Consider the following 434-nt stretch of genomic DNA (forward strand, 5'->3'; position numbering starts at 1 on the left):
CCCTCAGGCTTTTTGGCTGCTTCGCGAGCTTGCAACAGGAAGTTACGATTGAGGATGGCTGCTTCGTGCATGGCGGTTGAGAGATACAAATTGCGACGATCTGTTAACCGAGTGTACCAAAAAGCTATCCAAAACGTAACTTTTCGCAGCCCGACCCAGAAAAAAGATGCAAAAAAGTAGCTTTCCTGAGGTGCCTGACCTCGACGCCGGTGGTATGCCGACTCCCTCCGCCCTTGGGATCGGGGAGCGGCTTCGCTGGTGGCGCAGAAGCAAAAAGCTCACGCAAAGCGACCTTGCCCTCCAACTCGACGTGAACAAAGCAACACTTCGGCGGTATGAGCTGGGACTCAATGCGCTGACCACGTCGCACCTGACGCTCCTCTATACGCACGGCGTAAATATGAACTGGCTGCTTACGGGCGAAGGGGACATGC

1 protein-coding gene is annotated in these 434 nt (G+C 54.8%); it reads left to right on the plus strand.

Annotation, left to right across the window (positions count from 1 at the left end):
- Positions 1-166 precede the first annotated feature (166 nt).
- On the plus strand, positions 167-434 hold a 268-nt coding region (locus GVJ63_RS21985), incomplete at its 3' end, for a helix-turn-helix domain-containing protein (protein WP_159227370.1).

This window comes from Pantoea sp. 18059 (assembly GCF_902706165.1).
In the GTDB taxonomy this organism is placed as follows: domain Bacteria; phylum Pseudomonadota; class Gammaproteobacteria; order Enterobacterales; family Enterobacteriaceae; genus Pantoea; species Pantoea agglomerans.